Annotated in this window: 21 protein-coding genes; 12 read left to right on the forward strand and 9 right to left on the reverse strand. The window is 72.0% G+C overall.

Translation table 11 applies throughout. The features are described 5' to 3' along the window. Positions 1-3 precede the first annotated feature (3 nt). Positions 4-930 carry an AraC family transcriptional regulator gene (locus ACIBG8_RS02760; protein WP_397340735.1) on the forward strand — a complete coding sequence of 309 codons (927 nt, stop codon included), beginning with the start codon at positions 4-6 and terminating at the stop codon, positions 928-930. Here the strand turns inward: ACIBG8_RS02760 and ACIBG8_RS02765 are convergent. Next, positions 872-1,846, reverse strand: a complete 975-nt coding sequence (locus ACIBG8_RS02765) for a DUF418 domain-containing protein (protein ID WP_397340736.1) — start codon at positions 1,844-1,846, stop codon at positions 872-874. The two genes, ACIBG8_RS02760 and ACIBG8_RS02765, sit on opposite strands and share 59 nt — an antisense overlap. Positions 1,847-1,959: 113 nt before the next feature. Here ACIBG8_RS02765 and ACIBG8_RS02770 point away from each other — a divergent pair, with 113 nt between their 5' ends. From ACIBG8_RS02770 to ACIBG8_RS02780, 3 genes are all read left to right on the forward strand, one after another. Beyond that, positions 1,960-3,051, forward strand: a complete 1,092-nt coding sequence (locus ACIBG8_RS02770) for a sensor histidine kinase (protein ID WP_397340737.1) — start codon at positions 1,960-1,962, stop codon at positions 3,049-3,051. Between the two features lie 67 nt (positions 3,052-3,118). Further along, a complete protein-coding gene (locus ACIBG8_RS02775) occupies positions 3,119-3,760 on the forward strand; it encodes a response regulator (RefSeq protein WP_397340738.1) in 642 nt (213 codons plus the stop codon). A gap of 34 nt (positions 3,761-3,794) precedes the next feature. After that, positions 3,795-3,998, forward strand: coding sequence for a hypothetical protein (locus ACIBG8_RS02780; RefSeq protein ID WP_397340739.1), 204 nt, complete (start codon positions 3,795-3,797; stop codon positions 3,996-3,998). Here the strand turns inward: ACIBG8_RS02780 and ACIBG8_RS02785 are convergent. Further along, entirely contained in the window at positions 3,986-6,319 is a 2,334-nt protein-coding gene (locus ACIBG8_RS02785; protein WP_397340740.1) for a stealth conserved region 3 domain-containing protein, read from the reverse strand. The two genes, ACIBG8_RS02780 and ACIBG8_RS02785, sit on opposite strands and share 13 nt — an antisense overlap. Further along, on the reverse strand, positions 6,316-7,056 hold the full coding sequence (locus ACIBG8_RS02790) for a hypothetical protein (protein WP_397340741.1): 741 nt from the start codon (positions 7,054-7,056) through the stop codon (positions 6,316-6,318). The genes ACIBG8_RS02785 and ACIBG8_RS02790 overlap by 4 nt, the downstream gene beginning before the upstream one ends. Positions 7,057-7,213: 157 nt before the next feature. On the opposite strand from ACIBG8_RS02790, the gene ACIBG8_RS02795 reads away from it, so the two are divergent. From ACIBG8_RS02795 to ACIBG8_RS02815, 5 genes are all read left to right on the forward strand, one after another. Further along, positions 7,214-8,359, forward strand: a complete 1,146-nt coding sequence (locus tag ACIBG8_RS02795) for a glycosyltransferase (protein WP_397340742.1) — start codon at positions 7,214-7,216, stop codon at positions 8,357-8,359. 11 nt (positions 8,360-8,370) lie between these two features. Next, on the forward strand, positions 8,371-11,808 hold the full coding sequence (locus tag ACIBG8_RS02800; RefSeq protein WP_397340743.1) for a CDP-glycerol glycerophosphotransferase family protein: 3,438 nt from the start codon (positions 8,371-8,373) through the stop codon (positions 11,806-11,808). Between the two features lie 163 nt (positions 11,809-11,971). Continuing rightward, positions 11,972-12,145, forward strand: coding sequence for a hypothetical protein (locus ACIBG8_RS02805; RefSeq protein ID WP_397340744.1), 174 nt, complete (start codon positions 11,972-11,974; stop codon positions 12,143-12,145). A 60-nt stretch (positions 12,146-12,205) separates the two neighbouring features. Further along, positions 12,206-13,537: a CDP-glycerol glycerophosphotransferase family protein gene (locus ACIBG8_RS02810; RefSeq protein ID WP_397340745.1), complete on the forward strand. Its 1,332-nt coding sequence runs from the start codon at positions 12,206-12,208 to the stop codon at positions 13,535-13,537. Further along, a complete protein-coding gene (locus tag ACIBG8_RS02815) occupies positions 13,534-14,994 on the forward strand; it encodes a glycosyltransferase family 39 protein (RefSeq protein ID WP_397340746.1) in 1,461 nt (486 codons plus the stop codon). The genes ACIBG8_RS02810 and ACIBG8_RS02815 overlap by 4 nt, the downstream gene beginning before the upstream one ends. Here ACIBG8_RS02815 and narI read toward each other — a convergent pair. The 4 genes from narI to ACIBG8_RS02835 are packed head-to-tail and all read right to left on the reverse strand — an operon-like array spanning position 14,957 to position 21,372. After that, positions 14,957-15,685: a respiratory nitrate reductase subunit gamma gene (gene narI / locus ACIBG8_RS02820; RefSeq protein ID WP_397340747.1), complete on the reverse strand. Its 729-nt coding sequence runs from the start codon at positions 15,683-15,685 to the stop codon at positions 14,957-14,959. The genes ACIBG8_RS02815 and narI overlap by 38 nt on opposite strands. Next, positions 15,682-16,233 carry a nitrate reductase molybdenum cofactor assembly chaperone gene (gene narJ / locus ACIBG8_RS02825; RefSeq protein ID WP_397340748.1) on the reverse strand — a complete coding sequence of 184 codons (552 nt, stop codon included), beginning with the start codon at positions 16,231-16,233 and terminating at the stop codon, positions 15,682-15,684. The genes narI and narJ overlap by 4 nt, the downstream gene beginning before the upstream one ends. After that, complete coding sequence (narH, locus tag ACIBG8_RS02830) at positions 16,230-17,831, reverse strand: nitrate reductase subunit beta (RefSeq protein WP_397343886.1); 1,602 nt, start codon at positions 17,829-17,831, stop codon at positions 16,230-16,232. The genes narJ and narH overlap by 4 nt, the downstream gene beginning before the upstream one ends. A gap of 1 nt (position 17,832) precedes the next feature. After that, positions 17,833-21,372, reverse strand: coding sequence for a nitrate reductase subunit alpha (locus tag ACIBG8_RS02835; protein WP_397340749.1), 3,540 nt, complete (start codon positions 21,370-21,372; stop codon positions 17,833-17,835). 117 nt (positions 21,373-21,489) lie between these two features. Here ACIBG8_RS02835 and ACIBG8_RS02840 point away from each other — a divergent pair, with 117 nt between their 5' ends. Both ACIBG8_RS02840 and ACIBG8_RS02845 read left to right on the forward strand, forming a co-directional pair. After that, a complete protein-coding gene (locus tag ACIBG8_RS02840) occupies positions 21,490-21,855 on the forward strand; it encodes a hypothetical protein (RefSeq protein WP_397340750.1) in 366 nt (121 codons plus the stop codon). 129 nt (positions 21,856-21,984) lie between these two features. Then, on the forward strand, positions 21,985-25,053 hold the full coding sequence (locus ACIBG8_RS02845; protein ID WP_397340751.1) for a BTAD domain-containing putative transcriptional regulator: 3,069 nt from the start codon (positions 21,985-21,987) through the stop codon (positions 25,051-25,053). Between the two features lie 27 nt (positions 25,054-25,080). On the opposite strand, the gene ACIBG8_RS02850 is transcribed toward ACIBG8_RS02845, so the two are convergent. Together ACIBG8_RS02850 and ACIBG8_RS02855 are read right to left on the reverse strand one after the other, a co-directional pair. Beyond that, on the reverse strand, positions 25,081-26,028 hold the full coding sequence (locus tag ACIBG8_RS02850; RefSeq protein ID WP_397340752.1) for a M56 family metallopeptidase: 948 nt from the start codon (positions 26,026-26,028) through the stop codon (positions 25,081-25,083). Further along, positions 26,025-26,399 (reverse strand): BlaI/MecI/CopY family transcriptional regulator, encoded by a 375-nt coding sequence (locus tag ACIBG8_RS02855; RefSeq protein WP_397340753.1) that lies wholly within the window; start codon positions 26,397-26,399, stop codon positions 26,025-26,027. The genes ACIBG8_RS02850 and ACIBG8_RS02855 overlap by 4 nt, the downstream gene beginning before the upstream one ends. A gap of 114 nt (positions 26,400-26,513) precedes the next feature. Here ACIBG8_RS02855 and ACIBG8_RS02860 point away from each other — a divergent pair, with 114 nt between their 5' ends. Next, positions 26,514-26,825, forward strand: coding sequence for a hypothetical protein (locus tag ACIBG8_RS02860; RefSeq protein WP_397340754.1), 312 nt, complete (start codon positions 26,514-26,516; stop codon positions 26,823-26,825). Positions 26,826-26,827 lie beyond the last annotated feature (2 nt).

The raw sequence follows: 26,827 nt of genomic DNA on the forward strand, positions 1-26,827 counted from the left end.
GGCATGGACATCCTGAGCGAGGCGCTGGAGTCGATGCGGACCGGGCGGCCGATCTCGATCCGCACCGACGGCCGCGCGCCCTGGGGGCTGCGGCTGCCCCCGGTGGCGGGCGCCGGGTTCCACGTGGTGCTGTACGGCTCGTGCTGGCTGGTGCCCGCCGAGGGGGCGCAGCCCATCCCGCTGAGCACCGGCGACGTGGTGTTCCTGCGCGACAGCTGCGGCTACACCCTGGCCGACCTGCCGGACACGCCGTGCGTGGTGCCGGGACCGGAGCGCTACACCATCGCCCCGCCCATCGGCGCGATGCGGCTCGGCGAGGACGGGCCGCTGACGAGCCTGCTGTGCGGCAACTACCACCTGGACCAGGCCAGGCCGCACCCGCTGGTGCGCCAGCTGCCCGAGGTGATCCACCTGACCACCCGGCAGGGGCGCAACCCCGAGCTGAGCGCGGCCGTCCACCTGCTCGGGATCGAGCTGGAGAACCCGCGCATCGGCTCCGAGGGCATCGTGCCGACGCTGATCGACTCGCTGCTGCTGTACATCCTGCGCGCCTGGCTGGAGAGCAGGCCCAGCGGGGAGGCCGAGGGCTGGGCGGCGGCGCTCACCGACCCGGCGGTCGCGCCGGCGCTGTCGGCGATCCACGAGGATCCGTCGGCGCAGTGGTCGGTCGAGTCGCTCGCCGTACGGTCCGGTCTGTCCAGGGCGGCGTTCGCGCGGCGGTTCAACCTGCTGGTCGGCGAGCCGCCCATGGCGTACCTGACGCGGTGGCGGATGACGACGGCGGCCAGGTTGCTGCGCGAGTCGGACGCGCCGCTGGGGACGGTGGCCACGCGGGCCGGGTACAGCTCGGAGTTCGCGTTCGCCAAGGCGTTCAAGCGAGAGTACGGCCAGGCTCCCGGTGGCTATCGACGCGCAGCGACGGCCGGCTGAGCCAGGTCGCCCAGCGCCACAGCCACTCCAGCGGGCCGAAGCGGAAGTGGCGCAGCCACAGCGTGGAGAAGGCCCACTGGACGGCGAGGACCGCGGCGGACAGCACGAGCACCGCGGTCCACGACCACGTCTCGGGGTGGCCGTGCGCGTGCGCGGCGGCCAGCACCAGGACCGTCGCGCCGAGGTAGTTGGTCAGCGCCATCCGGCCGAGCGGCGCGAAGAAGCCGCGCAGCAGGGTGCCGAGCGGCGTCCTGAGCAGGAGCAGCAGGGCGCACACGTAGACGCCTGCGGTGAGTATCCCGGCCACCGGGAAGACCAGGTTCGACGACAGGGTGACCTGCGCCCACACGGCCGGGACGGTGGCGGCCGCGAAGGCCAGCCCGGTGATCCAGAGCCCGCGCACGGAGGTCTCGATCCGGTCGATCACCCCGTACCTGACGAGCGCCGCACCGGCGAGCATCAGCGGCAGCGCGAGCACGTACCCGCCGCTGAACAGCAGCGTCACGACCCCGGTGACGCCCGCGAGGACCGCCACCGCCCAGCGCGGCAACCATGACGACGGCAGCAGCGCGATCAGCCCGAAGACGGCGTAGTAGGTGAGCACGTCGCCGCGCCACAGCAGGAACATGTGCGCCAGCCCGATCGCCAGCAGCACGAGCAGCCTGCGCAGCAGCGCCACCCGGTCGCGGCCCGACCTGACCATCAGGGCGAAGCCGATGCCGAACATCAGCGCGAAGATGGGGAAGAACCGGTCGTAGACCAGTAATCCGGTCAGGTCCTGCCCTCGCGTGTCCGGCGCTATGACGATGCCGCTGAGGTTGCTGATCGGCTTCACGTTGGCCACCAGGATCCCGCACAGGGCGAAGCCGCGCACCACGTCGAGGGCGCCGATCCTGCGGGAGGTCTCGTTTCTCATGGGGCCTCATCCTGGGCGGCTCCGGCTCCTCGGCGTAACGGGTCGAAAGCACGGTTCGAGACCGTACTTTCGGCCGGTACAGCCCGCGTCCGCGATCTTCTAGCGTGTACGGCGTGCGTCATCGGGAGTGGGCTCTGGCCGTCGTCTTCGCCGCCGTGCTCGCCTTCACGGCGTGGCGCATCGCGATCAGCTGGGGGCCCGGCTACTGGGTGCTCGACTGCGCGGCGGGTTCCGTGGTGTGCGTGCTGGCCCTGCTGCGTGGGCGGAACCGGGCGTGGGCGGCGTTCTGCGGGCTCGCCGTCGCGTGCGCGGCCATTGCCACGGCGTGGCTCGCCCACCTTCCCGCCGAGCCTGGGCCGGGGATGGCGCTGGCCCTGTCGGTGCTCATCGGCTCGGCCGTCCGTGTCCTTCCTGTCCGTACGGCTGCCGCCGTCGGGGTCTTCGGGCTCGTGATGGTCGCGGTGCCTTCCTCGATGACGGTGCCGAACGGCGTGGCCTGGGTGGGTGGCGTGGGGACCGGGGTGGCGTTGCGGCTGCTCGCGTTGCGCCGGGAGCACCTGGCGGACACGGTGCGGCGGGAGGAGCGGCTCCAGCTCGCCCGGGAGTTGCACGACGTCGTGGCGCATCACGTCTCCGGGATCGTGCTGCAGTCGCAGGCCACCCGGGTGCTGGCGCGCCGGCGGCCTGAGGAGGTGGACGGGTCGCTGGACGGCATCGAGAACGCGGGCTCTGAAGCGCTGTCCGCCATGCGCACGCTCGTCGGTCTGCTGCGTGACGATGCGCCGGTCCGGCCTGAGCGGCTCGAAGACCTGGTCGGGCGGTTCGACGGGCTGCCTGTCCTGCTGAGGGCCGGGGACGGTCGCGACTGGCCGCCCGAGGTGACGGGCACCGTCTACCGGGTGGTGCGGGAGTCCCTGACCAACGTCGCGCGCCACGCCTCGCACGCGGCATCGGTCGAGGTAACGGTGACCCAGGACGGGGACGCCGTGGTGGTGGAGGTCGTCGACGACGCGGAGCCCCGACCGTCGCGACGTGGTGGCCTGCGCGAGCGGCTTGAGGCGCGTGGCGCTCACGGGCTGCGTGAGCGGGGTGGTTTCGGGGTGTTGGGGATGCGGGAGCGGGTCGAGGCGCTCGGAGGGACGCTGGTCGCTGGGCCGCGACCTGAAGGTGGCTGGGCCGTACACGCGTCAGTGCCGCTGCCGTGAGCGCACAAGGGATCGCTGCCGTGAGCGCCGGAGGGGTTGCTGCCGTGAGCGCCAGGGGGTTGCTGCCGTGACCATCAGGGTGCTCGTGGCCGATGACCAGGCGATGATCCGCGCCAGCCTCCGCATCATCCTGGAGGACCAACCCGACATCCAGGTCGTCGGCGAGGCGGCCGACGGGGTGCGGGCGGTCGAGTTGGCCCGGCAGCTGCGCCCCGACGTGTGCCTGGTCGACGTGGAGATGCCCGGAATGGACGGCATCGAGGTGACCAACGCCCTCGCCGGGCCGCACGTCGAGGACCCGCTGCGCGTGGTCGTGGTCACCACGTTCGACCTCGACGCCTACGTCTACGGCGCGCTGCAGGGCGGGGCGAGCGGGTTCATCCTCAAGGACGCGGGTCCCCGCCTGCTGGTCGAGGCGGTGCGCGCGGCCGTCGCCGGTCAGGCGCTGGTGTCCCCGGCGGTCACCACCAGGCTGCTGCGCCGCCACGCCCTGCTGTCCGGCAGGGAGAGCGAGGTCGCCCGCGCCCTGGCCGGCGGCCGCACCAACGACGAGATCGCCGACGAGCTGAGCATCTCGCTGAGCACCGTCAAGGGACACGTCGCCGCCATCATGGCCAAGCTCGGCGCACGCAACCGCGTCGAGATCGCCGCCTGGATCTGGGGGAACCGGGGTGTCGATCCGCGGCTGCGCCGTTCGACCTTGGGGTGAGAGGTCGAGACAGGCCCAGGACGCGAAGGAGAACGTGGCGCGAGCGGACCGGCCAGCTCTGACCACGCCGACCGAGACCGCCCGGCTGGCCGTCTGGCGGATCGAGCCCGCGCGGATCGTCAGCGCGCTCGCCCGCTACACCGGCGACTTCGGGGACCCGCCGTGGGATCCCGACCGGGTTGGCGCCAGCGCCCGCGAACGCGCGGTGCTGCTGCGCAAGGCGGGCTACCTCTCGTAGGGGCTGCGGATGGGCAGGTAGCCCGCCAGGAAGCCGTGCACGACCCTGGCCTTGTCCTCCTCGCTGAGGTCGCCTGAGGCCATGTCGTTGAGGCAGAAAGTGTCTCGGTCGCGCAGGGTCAGCAGCCGGGTGAGCGGGGCCAGCGCGTCACCGTCGCTGAGCGGCACGGTGTCCACCGACAGCTCCGCGATCGTCGCCCGGCCCGTGCACAGCGCGTAGTAGTGGTAGAGCGACGAGACCAGCGACACGTCGCGTACCGAGCGGAACCTGCTGCGCGAGGTGGCGGCGATCTCCTGCGGGAACCGTTCCTCCAGCTCCCTCAGCACGCTGCGGCGCAGGGCGTAGGGGGCGTGCTTGAAGGCGCGGGCGAAGGTGCGGCCGAACTCCCGCTCGATGAGCGCCCTGTTGTTCTTCGCCGCCGCTGTCCACGTGGGGTCGGTGCCGGACCTGGGTGTGGGCGGGATCGTGGTGGACGACGGGAAGATCTTGGTCAGGCCGTTGGGGTGGAAGAAGTGGCCGGGCGTGAGCGGTCTGCCGAGGAAGAAGTCGTCGTTGAGGTAGAGGAAATGCTCGGCGAGCCCGTCGATGTGGTGGAGCCGGGTCTCGATGGCGTGGGAGTTGAAGGTGGGCAGCGCGCCGGGGTCGTCGAAGATGTCGCGGTGGTCCACCACCCGCACCCCTGGGTGCGCGGTGTCCAGCCAGGCGGGCGTCTGCCGGTCGGTGACCAGCCAGATCGTACGGATCCACGGGGCGTGCATGGCGAGGGAGCGGAGGGAGTAACGCAGCTCGTCGCGGCTGGCATAGCGGCCCGGCCCGCCGTCCGCATTGCTGGGAGCGAGGCCTGTGGCTGCTTTGCGCGCCAGCCAGGCGGGATCCGAGCCGTCGACCCAGGTGTAGACGGCGTCGATGGGAAAGGTCACCTCGTCGGCGAACGGCAGGTCGGTCACTGCGTCGGCAGGAATGACCGATCCGAGCCTGGTAGGCCGCGTCGACTTCCAGCCGCCCTCGGTGGCGGTCCAGAACTCCAGGTCACAGGCACAGTCCGCACCATACTCAACGGTCCGTACAGCAGGCGCCACGACGTGGAAGAGCCGCAGCCCACCCGGCGCAGGCCACCCACCGACGTCCCTTGCCCGTCCCGAGGGCGGCGTCCCAGGAGCGGGCTTGATGGGCTGCGCACGCATCCCCGCAAGGCGGGCGACGGCCGCGACGGCGTCCGCGTGGTGCGGCTCCGTGACGGCGACCCGCTGCCTGAGCCCGGGGTCGGGCACTGTCAGGTACGGCACGCCCGCGTCACGCAGCGCGCCGATGACGGCATCGCGATTGAACCGCGCCACGTCAAAGGGCCCCAGATCGTCACGCACAAGGACCTCGCGCGACGCCCTCCGCGACCCGCCGACCGCAGGCAGAGCGGCCGCCGCTGGGACGAAAGCGCCTACAGCCCGATCGGCGTGCGCTGCCAGGCGGACAGTTCGCGCCGCGATGAGCTGGGCGCGCTCTGCATGCAGCCGCTCGTAGAACTCCATGAGGCGATCGCCCGCAGAGCCAAGGGAGGCGTGAGCCTGGTCGGCCGAGCCGAGCCTCACTCGGGTCGTCTCGTCCGCCATGAGCGCGGCGAGCTCCCCGGCCAGCGCGGACACGTCCCCCTCCGCCACGAGGCGCCCGTTGACGTCGTGCCGTACCAGCTCCTCCAACTCGGGCCGCGCGTACCCCACCACCGGCACCCCCGCGTCGAGCGCCTGCTCAGCCAGCCCGTCGAGCACCACGTGCACGCTCGACTTCGCCAGGCACGACGTCGGCGCGGACACGAACACCTGGTCGTGCAGCCCCAACGCGTCCACCAGCCGAAGGGCCTCCCGCCTGGCCGCCCCCTCGGCGTACACCTGGAGGCTCCAGTCGGGGAACCGCTCGGCGACCAACCCGAAGGCCCGCAGGCCGGGCTCCGCCCGGCCGGACACCGACACGACCGGCGCCGTCAGCGACGACCGCAGCCCCGGCCCACGCTCCTGCCGCCGCGCGAGCGGAGCCACGACCGGCGAAGCGGGCCCCAGCGAATCGGTCAGCCACGTGGCGGCGGAAAGGGACGTGGTGACGACCGCGTCGACCCGCACCAACCTCTCCAACGCGCCGGACCCGGGCACCAGGTCGCAGTGGTGCACACGCACCATCTCACCGGAAACGGCAAGGGCGTCCGGCGAAGCGGTGACCAGCAGGTCAGCGCCCTCGGCGGCAGTCACCACCTCGACACCCAGACCGCCGAGCTGGTCCAGGACGACGCGTTCCCACGAGGACCCGGTCGTCATGAGATAGCAGATCTTCAAGCGGTTTCCTCATGATCCGAGCACGACAGCAGCAGGCGGCCCCGCTCCGAGTAATGCGGCTGGATCCGTACCAACCGCCCAGGCCCGACCGCGACCAGCCGCGCCGGGTACCGCACCGCGGGATCGTCCACGTGCCGCCCGATCGGCAACCGCGGCCCGACGTCGGTGACCAGCGTCAGCCGCCAGCTCCCCTCCCCGAGCACCTCGGCCGGCACGGTCAACCGGAACCGCCCGCCGAGCACGGAAACGGGCAGCCGACGGCGAGCCCCCTCGGACGACAGTTCCACCCGAGCCCCGCAAGGGTCGGCCAGCCCGATCAGGCGGCCCGACACGGTGACCCCGGTCCATCCCGTCACCACCCCCGTCACCTGCGCGCAGGGCTCCGACGGCTTGGACGAGATCCGCAACCCCCCGAACGGCGCTGCCCCGAGCGTGAACCGCACCCCGGTGACCGGGCACCGCGCCGACGCCGACGTGAACGGCGCGCGCACCGGACGCTCGCGGGTACGCCCGTCCGAGGTCACCACCCGCAACACCAGCCGGTGCCGCGACGGCGCGTCGGCGGTGGGCAGCCGCAGCGCTCCGGTCAGCCGCCCGTCCCGCCGATGGAGCTCGGCGGCGCGCCCGTCCATCAGCAACTGCGCGGACTCGACCGCGCCGGAGCGCGGCAGCCGTACCCGGACGTTGAGCGTCGCGCCGTGCAGGACCAGCGCGTCGGCCACGGCCCCAGGCGTCACCCGCAGGATCAGTGTCTTCAGCCGGTCGATGAGCGCACCTCCGATCGAAACTGATCACGGAGTGTAACCAGGCGGCCGGACGATTCGGCGTCCTTTTACGCAGGCTTGCCGTATGTCGGGGTTAGTGACGGCCGTCATGCCTGGTATGTCAGGGCGTGTGGCGCGAGAGAGCAAGGATCTGTTCCTGGTCTGCAACACCTACGAGACGCTCGGCGGCGTGCAGACCTGGGTGCACTACATGGCCCGGCTGTTCACGCAGCGTGGTCACCGGGTGCACCTGATAGGCGTCAGGCATCCGAAGCTCATGCACGACCACGGCGACGCCTTCCCCTACGAGACCACCGTGCTGCACCAGCGCTACCCGGCCGGGCAGTGGGAGCCGGACGGCGTGCTCGAACGGCTGAGCCGGCGGGAACGCCGCCTGCGCGAGGAACGATGGAAGGGCGTCGAGCGCCTGGCGGCGATCCTGGAGCAGGGGCGGCCTGGCGGGGTGGTCATCGTGGCCGAGGTCTGGGCCATGGAATGGGTGCGGCGCGCGCTGCCCGCCCACCTCAAGGTGATCGGCATGGTGCACGAGTCGTACGACGCGTGCCGCCTGGCCGGGCGGTACGAGCGGGTCATGCACCACTTCGCCGACGCGCACCGGTTCCTCGCCCTGACGCGGGAGGACGCCGACGCGTTCGCCCGCGACGGCATGGGCAACGCCGACTTCGTCCCCAACCCGCTGCACGTCGTGCCGAATCGCTACGCCGAGCTCGACGAGCCCGTGGTGGTACGGCTGGGCCGCCTCGACTACGACAAGGGCCAGGACCTGCTCCTCGACGCCTGGTCGAAGACGCGGCGCGGCGACTGGTCGCTGCGCGTCTACGGCGCGGACAAGTCCGGCGGCAGGGAAGCCCGCTGGCTGCGCAAGCTCACCGCCGAGCTCGGCCTGACCGACTCGGTGGACTGGCGCGACCCCACGAGCGACCTCGAGTCCGCGCTGTGCGGCGGTTCGATCTTCGCGCTCACCTCCCGCGAGGAGGGTTTCCCGATGGTGATCCTCGAAGCCATGGCGTACGGCGTGCCGTGCGTGGCGTTCGACGTCGCCCCCGGCATCCGCGAGCTGATCACCCACGACGTGGACGGCCTGATCGTGCCGCACGGCGACACCGTCGCCTTCGCCGAAGCCCTGGGCCGCCTGATGGGCGACGCGGAGCTGCGCCACAAGATGGGCGCCGCCGCCCGCGAGTCCGTGCAGCGCTTCGCGCCCGACCTCGTCGCCGACCGCTGGGAAGAGCTGTTCACCCTCCTCGACCGCTGAAAGGCAGATGCATGTCGCCCAAGCTCAGCGTCGTCGTCCCCTTCTACAACGTGGAAGCGGACTTCGCGGCGTGTCTCGACTCCCTGGCCGGGCAGAGCCTCGCCGACCTGGAGGTCGTCATGGTCGACGACGGGTCGATGGACGGCAGCGCGGTGATCGCCAAGACCTACGCCACCCGCGACCCGCGCTTCAGGCTGGTCACCCAGGAGAACCAGGGACTCGGCCCGGCGCGCAACACCGGCGTCAGGCACGCGGGCGGCGAGTACCTCGCGTTCGCCGACAGCGACGACGTGGTGGCGCCCAACGCCTACGAGCGCATGGTCGGCACGCTGGAGCGGTCCGGCTCCGACCTGGTGACCGGCGCGGTGCTCACCTTCGACTCGGCCCGCTCCTCGCGGGCCTCCTTCTACGGCGACGCCTTCAGGACCACCAGGACGGGCACGCACGTCTCCCGCGACCCGGAGCTGTTGAACGACAGGACCGCCTGGAACAAGGTGTTCCGCCGCTCGTTCTGGGACGCGCACGCCTTCGCCTTCCCGACAGGGGCCTACGAGGACGCGCCGGTCACGCTGCCAGCCCACGTGCTGGCCACCGGCGTGGACGTGCTGCGCGACGTCGTCTACCACTACCGGCGCAGGGAGTCGGGCGAGCTGTCGATCACGCAGCGCCGCACCGAGGCGTCCAACCTGCGCGACCGCATCTCCTCCGTGCAGGCCGTCTCCCGGTTCCTGGGGCGGCGCGCGCCCGCGCTCAAGGGGCGCTACGACCTGCTGACCCTCGCCAACGACCTGATGATCTTCATCAACGTGGTCGAGGAGGGCGACGAGGAGTTCCGCGACCTGCTCTGCACGCTCGTCAGCGGCTACCTGCGGGAGATCGACGGGAAGTTGCTGGCCCGCCTGCCGTCGTTGCAGCGGCTGAAGTACCACCTCGTCAGCGAGCACCGCGTGGACGACCTCATCGCCGTGCGGGAGTACGAGCGCACCGGCCTGCCGGTGGCCCCGGCGCGTACGGCGGGGCTGCTGCGCAGGCGCTGGTACGCCGGTCACCCCTTCCGCGACGACCCCGACCGCCCGGTTCCCGCAGCCGTCTACGACATGACGGCCGAGCTGCGGCCGCACGCCCAGATCGACGAGATCACCTGGGACGGCCCGGCCATCCGCCTCAGCGGCCACGCTTACATCCCTGGCCTGGACATGAGCCTGGACGACCGCATCGAGCTGTGGTTGCAGCACAGCGGAACGCGGCTGCGCAAGCACCGGCTGCGGGTGCGCAGGACGGCCAGGCCCGAGGTGACCGCCAACTCCGGGCAGGCGGCCGCCTGCTACGACGGGTCCGGGTTCGAGGTCGAGATCGACCCGGCGGCGCTCAGGTCGGTGCCCGGCTGGCGCAAGGCCGACTGGAAGCTGCACGCCACCGTGCGCGTGGGCAGGCTCAAGCTCAGCGGGCCCGTCACCCGCTGCGGTCCCGCCGCGCAGTGGCCGAGGTTCCGCACGCTGTTCGGCAAGACCCGGGTGCAGGCCGTACAGACCGACGACCGGGGGGTGGTCGTACGCTTCCGCCCGGTCGCCGCCCTGGTGACCGGGCACGGCCCGGACGAGATCACCGTCTGGGCGAACTCCGCGCAGGAAACCGTCGTTCTGACCTGCCGGGAGCGCGGCACCTCCGTCGAGCTGCCGGTGGAGAAGTCCGGCGAGAAGACCTACCGCTGCCGGTTGCCGCTCGACGCCCTCACCTCGCCCGACCGGCTGCACTGGGACCTGTGGGTGCGCTCCGGCGAGTCGAAGGTCAGGGTCGCGGTGACCGACGACTTCGCCGACTCCGGCAAGGGCGGGCTCGTGCTGACCAGGACCAGGCACGGCAACGCCACCCTGGCCGCAGGACCGCCCCGCCTGCTGGCCCACCGCGTGGGCTGGGAGGGCGACCGCCTGGTCATCTCGGGCGAGTACGGCGGAGCCGAGCAGGAGCGCCCCGGCCGCGTCGAGGCCCGCCGCCGGCGTACCGGGGTCGTGCACGACTTCCCGATCACCTGGGCGGGGTCGCGGTTCGAAGCCGCGCTCGACCTGGCCGAGGTGGTCACGCTCGCCGGGGCGCTGCCGCTGGCGTGCGGCACCTGGGACCTGGTGGGGGTCGACGGGCCGGGCCGTACCAGCATGCTCACCCCCACCCGCGAGCTGCTCGCCGACCTGCCACCCGCACACCGCGCGTCGGGCTTCGAGTACCGGGTCTGGCCCTCCCGTGGCGGCGAGTCGCTGCACGTCACCGCGCGCCGGGCGCTGCCCGACGACGAGCGCGGCCCCTACGCCCAGCGGCTGCTGCGCGAGCGCGACTACCCCGCGTTCCTGGCCCGCCCCGGCCGCGAGCTGGTCGTCTTCGAGAGCTTCTTCGGCTGGCAGTACTCCTGCAACCCCAAGGCCCTGTACGAGGAGTTCCGCCGCCGCGACACCGGGCACGAGCTGGTCTGGGTCACCGGCGACCAGCCCTTCCACCTGCCCGATGGCGGCAGCACCGTGGTACGGCACAGCCGCGAGTACCTCGAGGTGACCGCCGCCGCCTCGATCGTGGTCAACAACGTGGCCCAGCCCACCACCTACCGCAAGCGCCCCGGCCAGACCTACGTGCAGACCTGGCACGGCACCCCGATCAAGAGCGTCGGGTTCGACATGAACTGGTCCCGCATGGAGCGCCGCGACCAGCGGCGGCGCGAGCTGGCCGACGACGTGTCGCGCTGGGACGTCCTGCTGACCCAGAACCCGTTCAGCACCGAGGTCATGCGCCGCGCCTTCCGCTTCGAGGGCGAGGTGCTCGAGTACGGCTACCCGCGCAACGACCTGCTCCACCGCCCCGGCAACGACCGGGTGCGGGCCCGCGTCCGCGCGCTCCTGGGCCTGCGAGACGACCAGCGGGCCGTGCTGTACGCGCCCACCTGGCGCGACCACCTGCAGACCGCCGGGGAGGGGCTGCGCGCCCACCGGCTGGGCCTCGACCTGGAGCGCGCCGCGGCCGTGCTGGGCCAGGACACCGTGCTGCTGCTGCGCCGCCACCACCTGCTGAACGCGCCGATCCCGGCGGGATGCGAGGCGTTCGTGCGTGATGTCACCAGATTTCCGGACATCGGGGAGCTGTTCCTCGCGGCGGACGCCTTCGTCACCGACTACTCCTCGGCCATGTGCGACTTCGCCGGGCTGGGCAAGCCGATCCTGCTCTTCGCGCCCGACCTGGAGGCGTATTCGGGGGACGTGCGCGGGCTGGCCTACGACCTGGTAGCGGGGGCGCCGGGGCCGGTGCTCCGTACGTCGGACGAGCTCGTCGACGCGCTGCTCGACCTCGACGCGGTCGCCGCGGCCTCGGCGGAGAAGCTGGCCGCGTTCGCCCGCACGTTCTGCCCGCACGACGACGGCGGGGCCGCCGCCCGGGTGGTGGACCGGCTCCTGTTCCCGGGGGTGTGAACGGGAGGCTTGAAAACACTGCGCGTGTCCGAATGGACACTCTATGCTGTGTCGTGGCGGCGGGCGATGCCCGCCGTATTCGGGGGTGCGGCCCCTGCCTCATGAGGGAGGGGGTCCCTCTGGGGCAGGTGCCGACCTTTTCAGCCGGCTCACGGAGGGCGGCATGACCCACACCGATCTGTGCCCGACCTGTCAGGGCGTCGTGACACCGTCCCCGCCCGGCTCCTACAGCGTGGCCCGCGGGCGGCTGATCGTGGCCAACGGCTTCTGCCAGGGCCGCTGTGCCGAGCCTGAGCCCGAGCCCGTCGTCCTGGACGAGGTCAAGTCGCTGGCATGACCCGACAAGGCCGCGAAGTGGTGCGTTACGGTCAGGGCGCCGGCTACGCAAGATAGTGGCGTGGAAGTCTCGGTGATCGTCAGCGGGCCGGCGGGACAGGCGCGCGAGCGCACGCTCCGGTCGGTGGCCGGGCAGACGCTCGGGGGCGTCACGGTGGTCGACGACCTGAGTGACGCCGGTCCCTACGTGCTCCTCCTGGAGGCGGGGCAGGAGCTGGACCGGCACGCGTGCATGACGCTGCTCGGCGCGGCCGAGCGGACGGGCGCCGACGTGGTGTCTGGGCTGCTCTACCGCCGCTCCTCCCTGCTGGAGTCGCGGCCCGCCACGTCCGTGGACCTCCCGCACCGCCTGCTCGTGAGCCCGGCCGCGCCGCCCGATCCCGCGCCGGACGACGACAGCAGGTTCAGGACGGCGGTGTACCACCGGCTGTTGATGCGGCTGCCGGTGCGCAGGGGCAGCGTCGTGTTCGAGAGCGGGCAGGGCGCGGTGTACGGCGGCAGCCCGCGCGCCGTCTACGAGCAGATCCGCGCGAGCGGCCACCCGGTGCGGGCCACCTGGTCGTACGCCACCAGCCCCGCGGGGTTCCCCAAGGACGCCACGCTGGTACGTCGGGGCTCGTGGGGCTACTACCTGGCACTGGCGCGGGCCGAGTACTGGGTCGACGACCACGGCTTCCCCGAGGAGCTGGCCAAACGGCTGGCCACCACCTCCATCTACACCCCGCCGGGTACGGCCTGCGACTACGTGGGCTTCGACGCCCCGGAGACCAAGCTGGCCACCCGCGCCGCCAAGGCCAGGCTGCGGCGGGCGGTCAACCGCTACGACTTCCTCGTGGCCGGGTCGGGGCACGAGGCGGAGACGCTGAAGGCGGCGCTGCGCGCCAGGGCGGAGCCGCTTCCGGTGGGAAACCCGCGCAACGACCTGCTGGTGTCGGGGGAGGCGCTGGACCGGGTGGACCGGCTCGCCGCGCACCTCGGGCTGGCTCCGGGCAACACGGTCGTCCTCTGCGTGGGCGTCCCGGTGCCCGCTCCCGGCCCCGGGTTCACCGTGCTCGACTTCGACGCCCTGGCGGTGCACGACGTGACGAGCCTGCTCAGGCTCACGGACGTGCTGGTCACCGGGGTCGGGCCGCTGCTGTTCGACTTCCTGCTGCTGGACCGGCCGGTCGTGCTGTACACGCCTGTTTCCCGGCGGATCGCCTACGTGGACGTGCTCGACGACCCGCCGGGGCCCGTGGTGCGGGACGCTGAGTCGCTGGCCGCCGCCGTCCGCGACGCCCGCCGTACGGGGGATCTCTACCGTCCGGCACGACGGAGGCTGGTCGAGAAGTACGGCGAGCACGAGCGGGGGAGCGCGGCCAAGGAGATCACCGAGCGCTTCTTCGCCCCGTGATCCAGACCGCGCCGTCGCGCCAGGACGCACGGTCCACCCGCAGGTCGCCGGGGCGGCTGACGGTGCTCGGGCTGCCCGCGCTGGTGGCGCTGGCGCTCGGGCTGTGGGGGACCGGCGGGCCGTCGCTGTGGACCGACGAGCTGGTCACGGTCGACGTGGCTGGGCGGTCGCTCGGCCAGATCAGGCACCTGCTCGCGCACGTCGACGCGGTGCACGGCTTCTACTACGTGGTGATGCACGGCGTGGGCGAGGTCGTCGGGTTCGGCCCGGTCGCGATGCGGTTGCCGTCCGTCCTGGCCACGGTGGTGGCCGCGGCGCTGGTGGCCGGGCTCGGGCGCGCGCTGGCCGGTGGCGTGACCGGGCTGCTGGCCGGGCCGGCCTACGCTCTCACGCCGGTGGTCAGCCAGTACGCCCTGGAAGCCCGCTCCTACGCCCTCGTCGCCGCGGTCGCCGTGGCCGCCACGTGGGCGCTCGTGCGCGCGGTGCGGTCAGGGGCTCCTGGCTGGTTCGCCTGGTACGGCCTGGCGATCGTGGCGCTGGGCGCGTTGCACGTGTTCGCGCTGCTGCTCCTGGCCGCCCACCTGGTCACGGTCCTGCTCCAGCGCCGTCACCTGATCCGCTGGACGGTCACGGTCGGCGCTGCGCTCCTGGTGTTGTCGCCCCTGATCGGGGTGGCGGTCACGCAGCGGTCCGCGGTCGCCTGGATCCCCGAGCTGGACGCGGCGCGGTTGTGGTCGTCGGCGCAGGGGCTGACCGGCGGCACGGTGTCGGTGCTCCTCGCGGGCGCCGTCGCGGCCTGGGGGCTCAGGTGCCGTCGCGGCGAGCTGGTGGCGGTGGCGCTCCCGTGGGCGGTGCTCCCGCCCGTCCTCCTGGCCGCGGTCTCCCTGGTCGAGCCCATGTTCGTCGGCCGCTACCTGCTGGTGTGCGTGCCCGCGGTGGCGCTGCTGGTGGCCGCCGGGCTGGCCTCCCCGCCCAGGGCGATGGGCGTCGGCGCGGGCGTGGCTCTGCTGGCCCTGACGCTGGCCGTACAGCCCGGTCTGCGCCGGGCGGACAGCAAGTGGCACGACGTGACCCCGGCCGTCGCGGCCCTGGAGCAGCACGCCCGCGACGGCGACGGCTTCCTGGTGTTCCCCGCCGGGATGCGCGCCCTGGCCGGCGCTTACCCGCAGGCCTTCACCGGCCTGCGCGACCTGGCGCTACGCGCGGACGGCGCCCGCACCGGCACCCTGCACGGCCGCGAGGTGGGCCAGGCGGCCCTCGCTGCCAGGCTCCCGGCGACGGACCGCGTCTGGGTGATCCGCCGCTTCAACGGCAACGCCCAGGTGCGCGAGCTGGCGCAACAGCGCATCAGGCTGCTGCGCGCGGCGGGCCTGACCTCGGTTCAAGGACGCTGGCCGGGCAAACGCATGCGGCTCACGCTCATGGTTCGCCCCAGCCCCGGCGCGGTTCGCGGGTAGCCTGCCCGGCCGTCTTCTCCCTGCTGCGGTAGACGATCGGCGGCCGGAAGAGGTACCCGATGGGCGCCGACAGCGCGTGGACCAGCCGGGTGAAGGGAAACAGGCAGATCAGCGCCATCGCGACGCAGACGTGGACCTTGAAGTCCAGACCGGCGGCGCTCATGGCCGCGGCGTCGGGCTGCAGGACGAACAGGGAGCGGAACCACGGCGAGACGGTCAGCCGGTAGTCGGTCTCGTGGGTGAAGAAGCTCAGCAGCGTGGTCGACAGCCCGGCCAGGATGGCGGCGATCAGGAAGACGTACATGAGCTTGTCGTTGCGCGTGGTCGCCATGAAGACCGGGCCCGTGGTGCGGCGGCGGTAGATCAGCAGGGCGACGCCGATGAGCGTGCACAGACCGGCGATGCCCCCGGTGACCAGGGCGATCGCGTGGTAGAGCCGGTCGGAGATCCCGACGGCATCGGTCCAGCTCTCCGGGATGAACAGGCCGATCACGTGCCCCGCGATGACGGCCAGCAGCCCGTAGTGGAACAGCGGCGAGGCGATCCGCAGCAGCCGCTTCTCGTAGAGCTCGGAGGAGCGCGTGGTCCAGCCGAACCTGTCGTAGCGGTGCCGCCAGATCAGCCCGCCGACGAAGACGGCCAGCGTCAGATACGGCGCGACGACCCAGAACGCGGTCTCTGCCCAGGTCATGTGTAAGCTCCCACCGACTCGGCCGGCGGCCCCTGCTCGGCCAGCCGCGCCGCCGCCCGCAGCTCGGCGTCGGTGACCCTGGGCAGGGTCCCGCAGATCACGTCGATCACCGAGGCGTACGGCGAGCCGCACTCGTGCAGCGCCGTACGCAGCAGCTCCAGCCCGGCCCGGTGCTCGCGCAGGACCTCGGCGCCTGACGGGTCGAGCGCGGCGAACTCCAGCACCACCGGCAGGAAGTCGGGCAACTCGTCCTCGCACAGCTCCCAGCCCGCCGCACGGAAGCGCCCCTTCAGCCGGGCCAGCGACTCGCCCCGCTGCCGGGTGTCGCCGTCGGTGTAGTAGGTGAGGTAGAGGCAGCACCGGCGCTTGAGGTCGAAGGTCTCCACGTACTGCGCGGCCAGCTCGCCAGCGCCCAGCTCGTCGGCCTGGTCCAGGAACGCGCCGAAATGCGGCTGCGCCACGTCGCGGATCATCGGCAGCCGCCCCCAGAACCGCTCGTCCGGATAGGCGAGCAGGTGCGCGCCCGCCTGCCACACGATCGCGCTCATGACTCGTCCTTCTTCGGGAAGAGGTGATCGGGCGCGCCCTTGCCGTCCCAGTTCAACAGGTTCCTCCGCTGGTGAGTGACGTCCTCGCTGGTCTGCCGCTGCTTGAGCGAGTGGAAGGTCTCGATGGAGACCGGCACCGGCTTGCCCGACGCCTCGCCGAAGGGGCCGCTCATGCCTGGCCCGCCGTCGTAGTCGAGGCTGCAGCCGATCTCCTCGATCGAGCCAGGCGTGGCGGAGTAGGTCGTCGGGATCACGTACCGGTCCTCGTACCTGGCCAGCGCCAGCAGCCGGTACATGTCGTCGATCTCCCGGTCGGGCTCCGGCTCGCGGCCGAGGTTGACGTCGCGCATGTGCGCCCGCATCGCGGCCAGCTTGCGCAGCGACGCGGTGACCGGCTCCGGGTCACCGGCGGTGAACAGCTCGGCCAGGTACTCCACCGGGATGCGCAGCGCCTCGATCGCGCCGAACAGGTTGTCCGCGTCCTCGCCGTCGTGCCCGGTCTCGGTCAGCGCCTCCACGACGGGCGAGAGCGGCGGGATGTACCAGACCATCGGCAGCGTGCGGAACTCCGGGTGCAGCGGCAGCGCCACCCGGAACCGGGTGATCAGCTCGCGCACCGGCGACCGGCGCGCCGCCTCCAGCCACTCGTCCGGGATGCCGTTCGCCGTCGCAGCAGCGACCACCTCCGGGTCGTCCGGGTCGAGGAAGAGCGACAGCTGGGCCTCGTAGAGGTCCTTGTCGTCGGGCACCGACGCCACCTCGGTGACCCGGTCGGCGTCGTAGAGCATGACGCCGAGGTAGCGCAGCCGTCCCACGCACGTCTCCGAGCAGACGGTCGGCAGCCCGACCTCGATGCGCGGGTAGCAGAACGTGCACTTCTCGGCCTTGCCGGTCTTGTGGTTGAAGTAGATCTTCTTGTACGGACAACCGGTCACGCACATGCGCCAGCCTCGGCACTGGTCCTGGTCGACCAGCACGATCCCGTCCTCGGTCCGCTTGTACAGGGCGCCGGACGGGCAGGAGGCCACGCAGGCCGGGTTGACGCAGTGCTCGCAGATGCGCGGCAGGTAGAACATGAAGGCCCGCTCGAAGTCGAGCTTGACCTTCTCCCCGACCTTCTCCACCAGCGGGTCCCGCCTGGCCAGCTCGGGGCCGCCGCCCAGGTTGTCGTCCCAGTTGGCGCTCCACCCCACCTTGGTGCGCTTGCCGGTGATGAGCGACCGGGGCGGGGCGACCGGGATGTTGTCGCTCAGGGGAGCGGTGGTGAGGTTCTCGTAGTCGTAGGTCCAGGGCTCGTAGTAGTCCTGGATCGTCGGCTGGAGGGGGTTGGCGAAGATGGTCATCAGCTTGCGCAGCGGACCGCCCGCCCGCAGCCGCAGCCTGCCCCTCCGGTCCAGCTTCCAGCCGCCGCGCCACCTGTCCTGGTCCTCGTACCTGCGCGGATAGCCCTGCCCCGGGCGGGTCTCGACGTTGTTGAACCAGACGTACTCCACGCCGGTCCTGTTGGTCCACGTCTGCTTGCAGGTGACCGAGCACGTGTGGCAGCCGATGCACTTGTCGAGGTTCATCACCATGGCGATCTGCGCCATCACCCGCATGTCAGTACTCCACATCCTGGGACCTGCGGCGGATCACGGTGATCTCGTCGCGCTGGTTGCCGGTGGGGCCGAGGTAGTTGAAGCCGAAGCAGAGCTGGGCGTAGCCGCCGATCAGGTGGGTCGGCTTGATGAGCACCCTGGTCAGCGAGTTGTGGATGCCGCCGCGCCGCCCGGTCCGCTCGGTCAGCGGCACGTCCACCACCCGCTCCTGCACGTGGTACATGTACACGGTCCCGCGCGGCATCTTGTGGGAGACGATCGCCCGCGCCACCACCACGCCGTTGCGGTTGTGCGCCTCGATCCAGTCGTTGTCCGCCACCCCGATCGCGGCTGCGTCCTGGACGGACATCCAGATCGTCGGGCCGCCCCGCGACAGGGTCAGCATGATCAGATTGTCCTGGTACTCGGAGTGGATCGACCACTTCGAGTGCGGGGTGAGGTAGCGCACGAACACCGCGCCCTCCTCCGGGCCCTCGCCGAACAGCAGCCCCATGTCCAGCGGGGGCCGGTAGACCGGCAGCGCCTCGCCGTACTCGTGCATCCAGTCGTGGTCGAGGAAGAAGTGCATGCGCCCGGTCAGCGTGTGCCACGGCTTGTCGTGCTCGACGTTGATCGTGAAGGGCGAGTAGCGCCGGTCGTGCGCCTCCTTGCCCGACCATTCCGGGCTGGTGGCCACCGGCGTCGGCCCCGCCTGGGTGTCGGCGAAGACGATGCGGTGGTCGCCGTGCGCCAGCGCCGACATGTCGGTCCCCGTGCGCTCGGCGAGCTGCGCGAAGCCCTGACCGGCCAGCCGCCCGTTCGTGGTGCCGGACAGGGCGAGGATCGCCTCGCACGCCTTGGCGTCGGTGTCCAGCAGCGGCCGTCCCCTGGCGACGCCCAGGGCGGCCGTCCCGTTGCGCTGCGCCAGCCAGTCGATCTCCTCGTCCGGGTGGAAGGCGAGCCCCTTGACCGGCATCCCGGCCTGCTCGGCCAGCGGCCCCAGCGCGGCCATCTTGTCGGCGATCGCGCCGTAGTCGCGCTCGACCACGGCCAGGTTCGGCTCCACGTGACCGGCGGGCCCCCGCCCGCCCGGCTGGGCCGTCTCCCCAGGGGTGTCGTGCTGGTACGGCAGGGCCACCACGTCCCTGCGCGTCCCCAGATGCGGACCGGCCAGCTCGCTGAAGGCGGTCGCGATGGAGTGGAACGCGGTGAAGTCGGTCCTGGTCTCCCACGGCGGGCTGATCGCCGGGTTGAAGGCGTGCACGAAGGGGTGCATGTCGGTGGAGGACAGGTCGTGCTTCTCGTACCAGGTCGCGGCCGGCAGCACGATGTCGGAGAACAGCGTGGTCGAGGTCATCCGGAAGTCGAGGGTGAGCAGCAGGTCGAGCTTGCCCTCCACCGCCTCCGGGCTCGGGTCGGGCAGGTTGGAGCCGGCGCCCAGGAGGTGGTGCAGGAAGTACTCGTTGCCCTTGGCCGAGGAGCCCAGCAGGTTGGAACGCCAGACGGTCAGGCAGCGCGGCCAGTTGCGCGGGTCGTCCGGCTGCTCCGCCGCGTACTTCAACCGGCCCGCGCGCAGCTCCTCGCGGGTGAAGGCCACGGGGTCCTCGGCCTCGCCCAGCTCCAGGGGGTTGCGGTCGAAGGCGGGCGCCATCGGCATCCATCCGTTGCGCACCGACTGCGCCACCAGGTCAGCGGTGTGCACCCCGTCGAACGCGCCTTCGCCGACGGGGGAGCAGAGGTCGCCCGCGTCGAAGGTGTCGTAGCGCCACTGGTCGGTGTGCAGGTACCAGAACGGGGTGCCGGGGATCTGCCGGGTCGGCCGCGACCAGTCCAGCCCACCGGCGAGCTGCGCCCAGCCGGTCAGCGGCCGGCACTTCTCCTGGCCCACGTAGTGCGCCCAGCCGCCGCCGTTGCGCCCCTGGCACCCGGTCAGCAGCAGCAGCGTCAGGAACGCCCGGTAGATCGTGTCGCCGTGGAACCACTGCGCGGTCCCGGCGCCCATGACGACCATGCACCGGCCCTCGGTCTCCTCGGCCGTCCGCGCGAACTCCCTGGCGATCCTGACGACGTCGGCGGCGCGCACGCCGGTGATCGGCTCCTGCCAGGCGGGGGTGTACGGCTCGGCCGGGTCGTCGTAGCCGCTCGGCCACGTCCCGGGCAGCCCCTCCCGGCCGACGCCGTACTGGGCGAGCATGAGGTCGAACACCGTGGTCACCAGGTGCCCGCCGACCTCCCTGACGGGCACGCCCCGGCGCGTGCTGCCGGGCCCCTCGTCGAACCTGGCGAGGTCGACCGGCACGGACTGCCCGCCGTACAGGCTCAGCAGGGGGTCGGCGTCGAGCTTGAGGTTCCACCTGCCCTTGCCGGACTCGTTCCAGCGGAAGCCGAGCGAGCCGTTCGGCACGTGCGGGTCGCCGGCGGTGTCAAGGAACACCGTCTTCCACTCGGCGCCCTCCTCACCGTCGCCGAGGTCGGCTGAGGTGAGGAACTTGTCCGGCAGGAAGACGCCGTCCCGCTCGCGCAGCCGTACCAGGAAGGGCAGGTCGGTGAAGCGCTTGACGTAGTCGGTGAAGAAGGGCACCTGGCGGTCGGCGAAGAACTCCCTGAGCAGCACGTGGCCCATCGCCATGGCCAGCGCGCCGTCGGTTCCCGGGTTGACCGCGAGGAAGTGGTCGGCGAACTTGGCCGCCTCGTTGTAGTCGGGGGCGACCACGACGACCTTCTGGCCCCGGTAGCGGGCCTCGGTCATCCAGTGCGCGTCGGGGGTGCGGGTGACCGGGACGTTGGAGCCCCACAGGAGCAGGTAGGCGGCGTCCCACCAGTCGGCTGACTCGGGCACGTCGGTCTGGTCGCCGAACACCTGCGGGGAGGCGACGGGCAGGTCGGCGTACCAGTCGTAGAACGACAACATCGCGCCGCCGATGAGCGAGATGAACCGGGAGCCGACGGCGTGGGAGACCATCGACATGGCCGGGATCGGCGAGAACCCGGCGACCCGGTCGGGGCCGTAGGCCTTGATGGTGTGCACGTGCGCGGCGGCGATCATCTCCGTCGCCTCGTCCCAGGTGACCCTGACCAGGCCGCCCTTACCGCGCGCCGACTGATATTGCCGTCTCTTGTCCGGATCTGTCGTGATCTCCCGCCAGGCCTCGACCGGGTCGCCCAGCCGGGCCCTGGCCTCGCGGTACATCTCCACCAGCACGCCGCGCGCGTAGGGATAGCGGACGCGGGTGGGGGAGTAGGTGTACCAGGAGAAGGCGGCGCCCCTGGGGCAGCCGCGCGGCTCGTACTCGGGCCGGTCGGGGCCCACACTGGGATAGTCGGTCTGCTGGGTCTCCCAGGTGATGATGCCGTCCTTGACGAACACCTTCCACGAGCAGGAGCCCGTGCAGTTCACCCCGTGCGTGGAACGGACCACTTTGTCGTGGCTCCACCGGTCCCGGTAGAAGACGTCACCTTCGCGGCCGCCGGTCAAGAAGAGCTGGCGCAGGTCATCGCTCTCCGGCGACCTGCGGAAGAATCGCCCCGTCTTGAGGAACAGCTCCTCGATATCTGACGCCATGCGATGAGTTCATCACACACAGTCACATTTGCTGAGCATCGGGGCCGTGTCGACCGACTCTGCCCATCCCCGATCTTGATAAATCCCTCATATGGGGATAAATCATCCAGGCGTGCATTGACGATCATTCCCGAGAAGTCAGGTTCCCTCGAGGTCGCCGACGCCCCCGACCCCGTCCCGGGGCCGGACGACCTGCTCGTCCAGGGCGTCTGCGGCACCTACCGGGAGATCATGGGCGGCGACTACGGCTGGGCTCCGGACGGGAACGGCTTCGCACCAGGTGGCCTGGTGGTCAAGCTCGACCCCGCGCTCGGCCGGACCGGCGTGCTGATGGAGCCGACCCCCCGTGGTGGCCCAGGCCTGGGAGCAGATCGACCGCGTCAGCACCTCATCTCGGCTCGGTCAACGCCAACCGGCGCCACGACGAGCAGGCGGCGCGGGCGCTCGCCGGTGCCGACCCGTCCTGGCCGGCCGGGCTGGTGACGCGGCGGATCCCGCTGGACCGGGCGGAGCGGCCACGACGACATCAAGGTCGCCGTGGACCTGTCCTGACACGTGGGTGTATAGATGCTCTTGATCCATCGGGGTGCGGGTACAGGCGCTGGAGCAACAATGAGGTTTGCGGTGTTGGGGCCGGTCCGTGCCAACCTCGAGACCGAGGCGGTGCCGCTGGGCCCGCCCAAGCGGCGGCTGCTCCTGGCGGTCCTGCTGTGCTCGGCAGGCCGGCCCGTCGGGGTGGACACGCTCGTGGAGGCGTTGTGGGGCGACAACGCCCCCGCTTCCGCGGTCGACAACATCTACGTGCACATCTCCCAGCTGCGCCGGGTGCTGGGCGCCCAGGCCATCACCGGCCGGGGGCGGGAGGGCTACGCGCTGGCCGTCGAACCGTCGGCGATCGACGCCCACCGCTTCGCCGGCCTGGCCCAGGCCGGATCCCGCGCGCTCGCGGCCGGCGAGTACGGCACGGCGAGCCGTAAGCTCCGCGAAGCCCTGTCGCTGTGGCGCGGCCCCGCCTACGGTGAGCTGGCCGACGAACCCTGCCTGCGGCACGAGGTGACCAGGCTGGAGGAGCTGCGGCTCACCGCCCTGGCCGACCGCATCGAGGCCGACCTCGCGCTGGGGCTGCACGACGAGGTCGCCGCCGAGCTGCTCACGCTCACCCGCGCCCACCCCTACCGCGAGCGCTACGCCGGCCAGCTCATGCTGGCGCTGTACCGGTCCGGACGGCAGGCCGACGCGCTGGACGTCTACACCAGGACCAGGAAGCTGCTCGACGACGAGCTGGGCCTGGATCCCGGTCCCGAGCTGACGCAGGTCCACGAGCGGATCCTGCGCCGCGACCCGGTCCTCGACGCGCAGGCGGCCCTTCCCGCGTCCACCCGGACGGGCCCGGCCCAGCTGCCCAGGACCATCGCCGACTTCACCGGACGCAAGGCCGAGCTCGCCCGGATCCTCAGCCACATCGACGAGGCGAGGACCAGCGACGGGGTCGTGGTGATCACCGCGATCGACGGCATGGCGGGCATCGGGAAGACCGCGCTCGCCGTACGGGCGGCGCACCGGCTGGCCGAGTGGTACCCCGACGGCACGCTGTTCATCGACCTGCACGCGCACACGGCGGGACACCGGCCCACCGATCCTGCCGCTGCGCTGGCCCGGCTGCTGCACGCCATCGGCGTGGACGGCGACCTGATCCCGCAGAACCTGGAGGAGCGAGCCGCCCTGTGGCGCAGCGAGCTGAGCCACCGCCGCGTGCTCGTCGTCCTCGACAACGCCGCCAGCGCGGAGCAGCTGGGCCCGCTGCTGCCCGGCTCGGCCAGGTCCCTGGTGCTGGTGACCTCGCGACGCAGGCTGCTCGAACTGGACAGCGCGCACGCGCTCACCCTGGACGTGCTGCCCGCAGCGGAAGCCGCGGCGCTGTTCACCGCCATCGTCGGGGCTCGCGCGCTGGCCGAACCCGAGGCGGTGGCCGAGGCGGTGGAGCTGTGCGGACGGCTCCCGCTGGCGATCCGCCTCGCCGCCGCCCGGCTGGGCAACCGCCCGCGCTGGAGCGTGGAGGGCCTGGTCGGCCGCCTTCGCGACGAGCGGCGCCGCCTCGCCGAGTTATCAGCCCAGGACCGCAGCGTGGGGGCGGCTTTCACGCTGTCGTACGACCAGCTGGACAACGGTCAGCGGCGCATGTTCCGGCTCCTGGGCCTGCACCCGGGGGTCGACGTCGACGTGTACGCGGCGGCGGCGCTGGCCGGCGTCACCGTCGAGCGGGCCGACGCGCTGCTGGAGGCGTTGCTGGACGCGCAGATGCTCCAGCAGCCCGCCGCGAACCGCTACTCTCTGCACGACCTGCTGCGGCAGTACGCCGCCGACCGTGCCATGACCGAGGAGCCGGAGGCCGAGCGGGGCTCCGCCGTACGGCGAGCCCTGGACTTCTACTCCCTGGCCGCTCGCCGGGCGGCCGACCTGCTCCAGCCCGGCCGGATGGCACTGGACCTGCGTCTGGAGCACGTCCCCGCTGACGCGCCGACCCCGGCGGACGCCAAAGAGGCGATGCGGTGGCTCAACCAGGAGCGGCAGACACTGACGGCCGCGGTGCACCGGGCGACGGCGCTGGGCCTGGACTGGCCCGCCTGGCACATCACCCGTGAACTGGGCGTCTACTGCATGAAGGCCGGTCACGTCAGCGAGATCCTGGGCATCGAGGAGGCGGCCGTAGACATCGCGCGCCGCCTGCCTGACCGGCGCCTGCTCGCCCTGAGCCTGCTCAACCTGTCGTCCTCGCACTCCCACAGCGGCCACGTCGCCCACGCCATCGAGCTGACGGAACAGGCGTGGGCGATCGCCCGGGATCTCGAGGAGCTGGGACTGGAGAGGTCCAGCCGCCGCTTCCTGGCCTCCCTGTACGTGCGGGCGGGCCGCTTCACCGAGGCGGCGGAAGGGTTCCTGCACGTGATCGACATGGCCCGCGAGGCCGGGGACCAGTACACGGAGACCATCTGCCTCGCTTACTACGGTGATCTGCTGACCCTCATGGGGCACAACCGGGAGGCGCTGGCCCCGCTGGAACAAGCGATCCGCCTGGCCACCGACCTGGACCTCGCCGACACCCTGGCCTCGGCCGCCACCTCCGCCGCCTGGGCCGCCGGCGGGCTGGACGACTACGACCAGGCCTTCGCCCACGTCGACAGCGGGCTGACCGCCGCCCGCCGTGCTGGGCTGGTGCCCCGCGAGGTGCGGCTGCACTCGGCGCACGCCGACGTTCTGCACCGCGCGGGCCGTCACGACGAGGCCCTGAGTACGGCGCGCCAGGGTTTCGCGATCGTGCGGGACCTGGATTCGCCGGTGGACGAATGCGACATCAGGATCTGCCTCGGCGCCTTGCTGCTGCACGCCCACGAGCCGGCCGAGGCCAGGCACCATTACGAGGAGGCGTTGGGCCTGGCCGAGCGCATGGGCGACCTCTACGACCAGATCAGGGCGCTGGACGGGCTGGCACACGTCTGCCACGCCCTCGCCGAGGAGGACAGGGCGGAGGCCTACTGGGCCCGCGCCCATCCGCTGGCCAAGGGGATGCCGCTGTCGCTGGCGGACCTGATCCAGGCGCGGATCCCGATCAGTTCCGGCCGTCCGCGATCCGCGCGTCGGGCCGGGTGGTTCGCAGACCGACGACCGGGTGGTCACCGGTAGGAGGACGAGCGCACGGGGGATGGGCTCTCAGCTGAAGAGCGAGTGGCAGTGGTGGGCGAGGAACACGCTGACGCCGGGAACGGCCGCCACGGTGGCTGGTCCTGCCAGCATGAGGGCGACGGCGAACACCCCGGCGAGGCGCTCCCGGCGGCTGAGGGGAGCCTCCGGGTTGAGCATGCGGCGCACCCGGGTCAGCGCGGTTTCGCCGCCCGCGCCCAGCGCGAAGGACGGCACGCGCCCCGTGGCCAGCCCGACCAGCGCCGCGGCGATGTGGATGCGCGGGTGGCGGCGCGCGGCGACGTCGTCGGCCTCCAGCTCCACCAGCCGCGCCACCTCGACGCGCGCCCGCTCGAACAGCGGCACGCGCGGGAACGCCCGGCGCAGCGTCTCGGCGCCCGCGAGCACCAGGTGGTGCCGCCCCCGCAGATGCGCCCGCTCGTGCGCGAGCACGGCCGCGACCTGCTCGGGGGCGAGCGAGCGCAGCGCGCCGGTCGTGATGACGGTCTGCCCGTTCCTGCCGGGCAGGCAGTAGGCGAGGCGCTCGTCGTAGTCGACCACCAGCGCCCCGAGGTCACCGTCGTGGCGGCCGAGCAGGACCAGGGCCTCCGCGTGGCGCTTCCGCTCCCGCCTGGCCCGCAGCAGGACCGCCCCGCCGGTGTAGGCGACCCGCGCGACGAGCAGCCCGCCCACGACCAGCCCTGCCCACGTGCCGGTGGTGGGGCGACCGGCCCCGTCGGACAGCAGGGCGGCGCATGCCGCGAACAGCCCGGCCAGCCCGTGGCCGACGACATCGGCGGGCACGGCCAGAGCGAGCACGGCCAGCACGGCCGACACCACCACCGAGAAGCTGGCCGCCTGCCAGACGACGATCCCGAGCCGCGGCGCCCGCTCGACCCACTGCGCGCGCCCGACGGCGCGGGGCAGGAGGACGGCGGCGAGCGTCGCGTACAGGCCCAGGACGGCTGCGTCGATCATGCGCCGCGCCCCTTCGGCGGGAACACCCGCAGGGCCGCCTCCAGCGCTCCGGCCTCCTCGGGCGTCAACCGCTCCAGGAAGTGCACCAAGGTGGCGGCCTGGTTGCCGCTGCCGGCGAGGGAGTCGCGCATGATGTCGGCGGTGTGGGCCTCCTTGGTGGACACCGTCTCGTAGATGTAGGCCCGGCCCACGGGCTTGCGCGTGAGCAGGCCCTTGGTGTGCAGGTTGTCCATCACGGTCATCACGGTCGTGTAGGCGATCTCCCGCTCCTGCCTGAGGTCCTCCAGGACCTCTCTTACGGACACGGGTCTGTGGTAGGACCACAGGCGATCCATGATCGTGGACTCGAGCTCGCCTAGACCGCGCATCATGTGACAATCCTATCTCGGATCGTAGCTCCCATGGCCGGAAACGATCGACATGGCGCTCGTCCTACTATCTTGCATAGTAATATGCGTGGGTCGGTAGGCGAGGGGAGGTGGAGGGTGCGGGTCGCCCGCTGGTTCCTGCTCGTCGCGCTGGCCCTCGGCGTCTGCGGGATGCACTCCCTGGGTCACGTCGCCTCCGGCCATGCCGTCCACGACCAGGCTTCGGGGATGGGGGAGAAGGCGCCCGACCTCGACCCGACAGCGGTCTGCCTCGCCGTCCTCACCTCCCTTCTGATCCTCTTCGTCGCCGCTCTCGCAGGACGTTCGCGGCGCGCGGCGGCGGGCGGGACCGGTGCCCGGGCCTCCGTCCCCGGCGTCGCCAGGGCGCCGCCGGGGCGGACCCGTTCGCTCGTGGTTCTGCGCATATAGGC

It is taken from the genome of Nonomuraea sp. NPDC050556 (assembly GCF_044457355.1).
In the GTDB taxonomy this organism is placed as follows: Bacteria; Actinomycetota; Actinomycetes; order Streptosporangiales; family Streptosporangiaceae; genus Nonomuraea.